The 471-nt window shown below is 67.7% G+C and carries 1 protein-coding gene; it reads left to right on the top strand.

Annotation, left to right across the window (positions count from 1 at the left end; all coding sequences use genetic code 11):
- Positions 1-471 (top strand): putative PEP-binding protein (locus J5M73_RS31235; protein WP_347709998.1); only part of this gene is annotated, 471 nt, incomplete at both ends.

A 471-nucleotide genomic window follows, 5' to 3' on the forward strand; every position in this document is an offset into this window, starting at 1 on the left:
CGATCCGAACGTGCGGGTCGGCGCGATGATCGAGATTCCGGCCGCGGCGATCGCGCTGCCGCTGTTCCTCAAGCGCGTCGATTTCCTGTCGATCGGCACGAACGACCTGATCCAGTACACGCTCGCGATCGACCGCGCGGACAACGCGGTCGCGCATCTGTACGATCCGCTGCATCCGGCTGTGCTGCATCTGATCGCGTTCACGCTGCGCGAAGCGAAGCGCGCGGGCGTGCCGGTGTCGGTGTGCGGTGAGATGGCGGGCGATCCGGCGCTCACGCGTCTGTTGCTCGGCATGGGGCTCACCGAGTTCTCGATGCATCCGAGCCAGTTGCTCGTCGTCAAGCAGGAAATCCTGCGCGCGCACCTGAAGGCGCTCGAGAAGCCGACCGCGGACGTGCTCGCGTCGTTCGAACCGGAAGAAGTGCAGGCCGCGCTCGCGCGGCTCGCGAGCGCGGAGCCGAGGGCGGACGT

It is taken from the genome of Pseudomonas sp. 50_B (assembly GCF_017491625.1).
Lineage (GTDB): Bacteria > Pseudomonadota > Gammaproteobacteria > Pseudomonadales > Pseudomonadaceae > Aquipseudomonas > Aquipseudomonas danubii.